Origin of the sequence: Enterococcus sp. 5H, assembly GCF_028128615.1 — a bacterium.
In the GTDB taxonomy this organism is placed as follows: Bacteria; Bacillota; Bacilli; order Lactobacillales; family Enterococcaceae; genus Enterococcus_L.
The window spans coordinates 1-4,984 of sequence record NZ_AMDP01000009.1 but is presented as its reverse complement, the minus strand read 5'-3'; the positions used below and the strand labels follow the sequence as shown (position 1 = coordinate 4,984).

Annotated in this window: 7 protein-coding genes and 1 pseudogene; all 8 read right to left on the bottom strand. The window is 38.8% G+C overall.

What is annotated here, in order from left to right; translation table 11 throughout:
* The coding region (locus C240_RS03675; protein ID WP_271491126.1) for an HK97 gp10 family phage protein at positions 1–508 on the bottom strand (508 nt) is incomplete at its 3' end.
* A complete protein-coding gene (locus C240_RS03670; protein ID WP_271491123.1) occupies positions 498–848 on the bottom strand; it encodes a hypothetical protein in 351 nt (116 codons plus the stop codon). The genes C240_RS03675 and C240_RS03670, both read right to left, overlap by 11 nt.
* On the bottom strand, positions 829–1,167 hold the full coding sequence (locus C240_RS03665; RefSeq protein WP_271491122.1) for a phage head-tail connector protein: 339 nt from the start codon (positions 1,165–1,167) through the stop codon (positions 829–831). The genes C240_RS03670 and C240_RS03665 overlap by 20 nt, the downstream gene beginning before the upstream one ends.
* A gap of 13 nt (positions 1,168–1,180) precedes the next feature.
* Positions 1,181–2,221: a major capsid protein gene (locus C240_RS03660; RefSeq protein WP_271491120.1), complete on the bottom strand. Its 1,041-nt coding sequence runs from the start codon at positions 2,219–2,221 to the stop codon at positions 1,181–1,183.
* A 15-nt stretch (positions 2,222–2,236) separates the two neighbouring features.
* Positions 2,237–2,887 (bottom strand): DUF4355 domain-containing protein, encoded by a 651-nt coding sequence (locus C240_RS03655; RefSeq protein WP_271491116.1) that lies wholly within the window; start codon positions 2,885–2,887, stop codon positions 2,237–2,239.
* A 176-nt stretch (positions 2,888–3,063) separates the two neighbouring features.
* Positions 3,064–3,270, bottom strand: a complete 207-nt coding sequence (locus C240_RS03650) for a hypothetical protein (protein ID WP_271491113.1) — start codon at positions 3,268–3,270, stop codon at positions 3,064–3,066.
* A gap of 1 nt (position 3,271) precedes the next feature.
* On the bottom strand, positions 3,272–3,586 hold the full coding sequence (locus C240_RS16350; protein WP_442896572.1) for a polymorphic toxin type 50 domain-containing protein: 315 nt from the start codon (positions 3,584–3,586) through the stop codon (positions 3,272–3,274).
* Positions 3,587–3,739: 153 nt separating this feature from the next.
* Positions 3,740–4,870: pseudogene (locus C240_RS03645) on the bottom strand (minor capsid protein); the annotation flags it as partial.
* Positions 4,871–4,984: the final 114 nt, after the last annotated feature.

Genomic DNA, 4,984 nt, shown 5'->3' with positions numbered 1-4,984 from the left:
CTTTGTAGATTTCAGGAATGTTCTCTTCTACCTCTTTAACAGATGGATATAGCCAAGGACGTGCTGGTTGACCACGAGTCATAAAGAAATCTTTCCCGTTGATCGTCATTTTGGGAATACCATAAACTGCCTCTAAATCAACTGCTACAATATCCACAGGGACAAACCATCGTTCTTGCGTATAAACTGGATTGACACCGTTCGGTAAGTCTTTTGGAGAAGCTTCACCTACTGGACCAGTCCCAAACTCTCGAAATAGTAATTGTTGTTTATCTGACCAAACTCGTCCGATTAGTTTACCGTTGCTATCAATAACCACTTCTTGTTTAATAGAGCCAGCGCTTTCACCGCTACCATGTTTAACAGATGATTGTATTCGACTAGCGCCTCGAGAGGCTACCTCTTCAACAATTTCAAAAGTGGCATCCCAAACAGCTTCCTCCATGATTTTCGGTGCTGCTTTAAGTTTGGCTTTTAGACTGTCTAATCCTTTTATTTCAACTTTCATCTTGATCCCTCATTTCCAATGTAACATTTAAATGCGTAGAAAATGGTTGAATCGACTTAATATAAAAATCAGGTTCTTCAGTTGGTACCACATACAAGCAAATGCCATCATTTTCATTTTGTTTTGGCTTGATCAACTCACCTTGATACTTACATGATTTAATGTATGGTAGTCGCTCACCATAAATTGCGGCAGCGACTTGACCTCCTGCGGATTGTACATTCATCTGTAATTCTTCAAACTCTTCGGAATAGCTAGTATTGTCATTACCTTCATCGTCTTTAGTTACAATACGTTTTTTTAGGTAAACAGTCATCAGGTCACGTTTTCTTAGGCGCATAATATTTCACAACCTTCCCTAAACGATAGTTATTCAAACCGGCTTTTAACTTTTCTGGTATATCCGTAATAAAACTTTGAGAGACACCACCTTCTGAGCGCGATGCCTCCCCTTCATTCCCTTCCTGATTCCAAGTGATTACCACTAACTGACGAGCATAATAATACAACTGATCTGTCATTTTATCTCTATTTGTATAATCAAGAATCAAGATGACAGCATCCTCTAGCATTCCCTTGATCTTTTCCGATTCGCTAACTTCAGTTCCTAGCCGAACAACAAGTGCCTCCGTGTGCTTAATTACTTGTTCTTCATCCATGCTTTACACTCCTTTATTCGCCTGAGCCTCCACCAGGGATTACAACTTTAGGAACCCATAGTTTATGCTTGAATTGTACAATACGAACATTTTTCGGTTCATAAACACGTTCCCAGTTTCCACCTGTCGCTAACTCAGCGTTTGTTGGTGAAGATCCTGATACAGATTTATCCGTAAATTTGATCCCACGTGGATGTAAAATAAAATGCTGACGGTTCACTAAAATATCATCTCCGGCTAATGCATCTCGATCTGTCTCAGTTGGAACAGGTGCCGCGCCATTTCCTAAACCTACTGCACCAGAGCCGAAAATGTAAGTTGTGTAAATGCCGTTGTTTGTATCGACTGGCATGCCATCATCTACAATTACCCTTTTGCCCATATAAGTAGGGATTTTAGTATTATCAGACGCTAACATGAATTCGATTAAGTTTTGCTTACGTAAATTAGCATAAACTGTTGAATGGACCGCAATCGCTGTCAAGCGTTCTTCTGCATCACCTAATTTATAAGAAGCATCAATGAATGTTTCTCCTGTGAAACCAGATTCGATAGTATCTGCCGTAATATCATGCGTATTCGACGCCATCTTAGTTGAGGCTGCACCAAACACACCTTTAAGTGTGGATAATAAAGTGACTTGTTGACGACGTGCCCAATAAGCAGCTACTAAGTCACCAATTGCTCGCATCGGATCATCACCAGACAATGCTTTTGCTAAATCGTTTGCTTTCCATGCTTTACCACGCATTAAAAATGCAGCTACATCTTGACTAGCGACAAGCTTGTCTGTTTCTAATGGCGTTGTATCAGACAATACTTCATCGTCTCCAGTTAAATCTTGCCAAAATGGCATGTTAATTAGACGACCACCAGCAGTAGCTAAGGCATCTAGTTCAGGATTGTTTTCTACTACACCTGATTGATAAAATGCTGACAACTCAGCTGTTCGCTCGATGACGTACTTGTTGAATACCTCGGGTACAATTACATCTTCAATTTTTGTCTTTGCTGCAAAGTATTGTAAATTCATGTTTAAAACTTTTTTATTCATTCTTTTTCCTCTTTTCTATTTATTGGCTTGAGCCATTAACATTTTGGCTTTTTCTGGATCTTCTCTAAGGATTTCTCCTTGCTTAGTAAGGTTTAACGTATTTTTGTTCCAAGGATTAATTTCTTGATTAGTAGCCACGTTCAAAGGTGTATCCACTGAAGCAACGAGTTTTTCATTTACTTTTTCTTCAATCGCCTTTTCCCACGAACCCTGAGCTTTTTCCCACGCTACTTTTAAAGCATCAAAAGACTTTTGTGCTGTACCACCATCAGATACATTAATCAAATCCACCAACTCCAAAGGCAAATTGGCTTCAGATAGTTGAGTCGTCGCTTGAGCTTTTAGTTCACGAGCTAATATAGTTCGTTCACGCTGATTAAGTTCTTCGTCTCGTTGTTGACGTTCATACTCAATTTTTTGTTCCGCATTCATCTGTGCCATTTTTTCCACTTCGGTTTTTGCTTCTTCTTTCGCCGAAACGATTTGTTCATCTAACTTTGTTTGCCATTTTTTATTATTATTTTCCAGTGCTTTTTCTACAGCTTTGCTCACTGCTGCATCGAAATCAGGGTCACCCGGTTTAGGAGTGGTGACTTCGGTCTGTTCATCAGTTTGCTCGCCTTCTGTAAAAAATTGTAAATCTAACTTTAATAATCTTTTCTTCATAACTATCTCTCCTACCCCAATCAGTCCTATTGGCAAACAAAAAAACGACCCAGTCTCCCAGTCCGTCTTCCTAGTTGCTTCATAAACCCAATTAGTATATTTTATTCACTTAATTTATATAGCCCCAAGTAATAATGGGCATAAAAATAGCACTCGATCTGAATGAAGTTCGAGCACTACTTAATAACTATTTGATTAAAATCACCTTTATAAAAAACTATCGGCTTACCTTTTAACTTACCTGACTGTGGACGAATGGTTAGATACTCACCTTCATCATCATTGTCAGCGCTACTTGTATAATCTACAATCTTCCCTGAAAGAATCTGACCATCTATAAATGTTACTCGTACTGTTTTTCCTAAATATTCTACCAATTCCATTTTAACGATCCCCTTTCCACGGAACAATGTGTGTTCTTTTTTTCGAATGGTGTATTTTAATTCCTTTTACTTCATCTCCTGTACGACCATCAACTCCGATTATCTTATCCAAATATACCATTTCTTTTGTTGTTCTTCGGCCGTTGAGCATTTTTTCTACTTCACCAGTGCCTGCATGTTTGTTTAATAATCGTTGAACATCGATATCCTCGTAAAAATAACTCTTTCCAGTAGTTCGAGTTGCCTCCATATGAGGCGCCTGTTTCTCAGGATTAATTTTCGGGCTATATCGCCTGTCAGCTAACCGACTCTTCACAAAGTAATTATCTTTTAATTTATTCCATTCTTGTCCATCATTATACTTGATTTCTTGGTATTTATCCAATGAAGAAGGACTGTTCTTTTGCCCTAACACTGACTTTAACTCTTTATAAGAGCTGTTGTCCTTAGCAAGATTGATGACTTTCTTTTTCTGTAGCTCGATTTCTTTATCGGAGTATTTTCCTTTCAGCTTCTTCATCCATTCATCATAAGTTTCTTGCTGTTTAATGGTTATCGTTTGGCCTGTGATTGGATCATTTGCAACCCTCGTACCTGACAAGGTGCGCTTACCAAAGTATGCAACAGCAATTGTCCTACACCAAGGGTGGAAAGGAGGATATGTACCCTCTTTACCGTCGACCGCCGCCTCTGAGACTAAATAAATCTTGTGATCCTTTTCCTGACAAATTTTGGATGTACGAAGGTCTAACACTGCAACAAGCATATACTGTTCAACGCCTCTATCTTGCCAAGCCTTGAGTTTCGCTTGATTAGCCATGTAATTAGCTTCGGTACGAATCAAACGCCTAGCAACGCCGATAGAACGGTCAAATTCACTAGCTATAGTCTTAGCCATCTCAAACTCGGACATCCCTGTCATTGATTCTACAGTAAATAATTGTTCTAACCTTTTGGCTAGCGCTTCGGTGTCACTCCATATCCGCTCAGAATAATTTGAACCAAGCCAGTGACTATCCAAAATATTCTTAGTATACTTTGTGGACAGTTCTTTAAATTGGTAATCCTTTTTATTCCATGCTTCAATAACTACACCATTTTTAGCATTCTGTTGAGCTTGACGAATGATTGATTCCGCAGTCGCTTCATTATACGAATCATGGATCGTATCAATATAAAAATCGGTAGATTTATCGAGCTGCACATTGGCAATTTGTTTAGAAACTAAAAAAGACTTGGCTTTCAAGTCCTCAGCTCGTGTTATTCGTTCTTTAAATGCTAGCCCAGTGAGTTTTTTCTGTGCTTCTTTTTGTAAAACAGGATTGCTTATTTGCTTAGACAGACTTTTTAACTCTACTAATTCTGCTGGTTGTACTGTATCGTTCAGTAGTCGTTTTGCTTCCTTTTCGTCTAATCCGGTGCGTTGTTGCGCCCTAGAAAAGAGCTTTCGTGCTTGTTTAGTTAAATAGGATTGAGCTTGACGATAGGCAGTGGCTACTTTTTCCTCTAGTACTTTCGCACCATCGTTGACTCTCTTTTCAGCAGCCATATTTCGTAATTGCCAATAAGATTGTTCCGTTTGTTTCTTTTTTTGAGCCATTTAGATCAACTTCTGTCTTAGGTGTTCTATTTGATCGGTAGAGTTAATTATTGGGCCTGATTTTATATCTTGTGCATTTAGTGTTCCTGTTATAATTCCGCCATAGTTGGCTTT

Bases quoted from the DNA above. Each gene is read 5' to 3' on its own strand.
- C240_RS03660 (WP_271491120.1), bottom strand. From the start codon at position 2,221: ATGAATAAAAAAGTTTTAAACATGAATTTACAATACTTTGCAGCAAAG.
- C240_RS03665 (WP_271491122.1), bottom strand. From the start codon at position 1,167: ATGGATGAAGAACAAGTAATTAAGCACACGGAGGCACTTGTTGTTCGG.
- C240_RS03650 (WP_271491113.1), bottom strand. From the start codon at position 3,270: ATGGAATTGGTAGAATATTTAGGAAAAACAGTACGAGTAACATTTATA.
- C240_RS03670 (WP_271491123.1), bottom strand. From the start codon at position 848: ATGCGCCTAAGAAAACGTGACCTGATGACTGTTTACCTAAAAAAACGT.
- C240_RS03655 (WP_271491116.1), bottom strand. From the start codon at position 2,887: ATGAAGAAAAGATTATTAAAGTTAGATTTACAATTTTTTACAGAAGGC.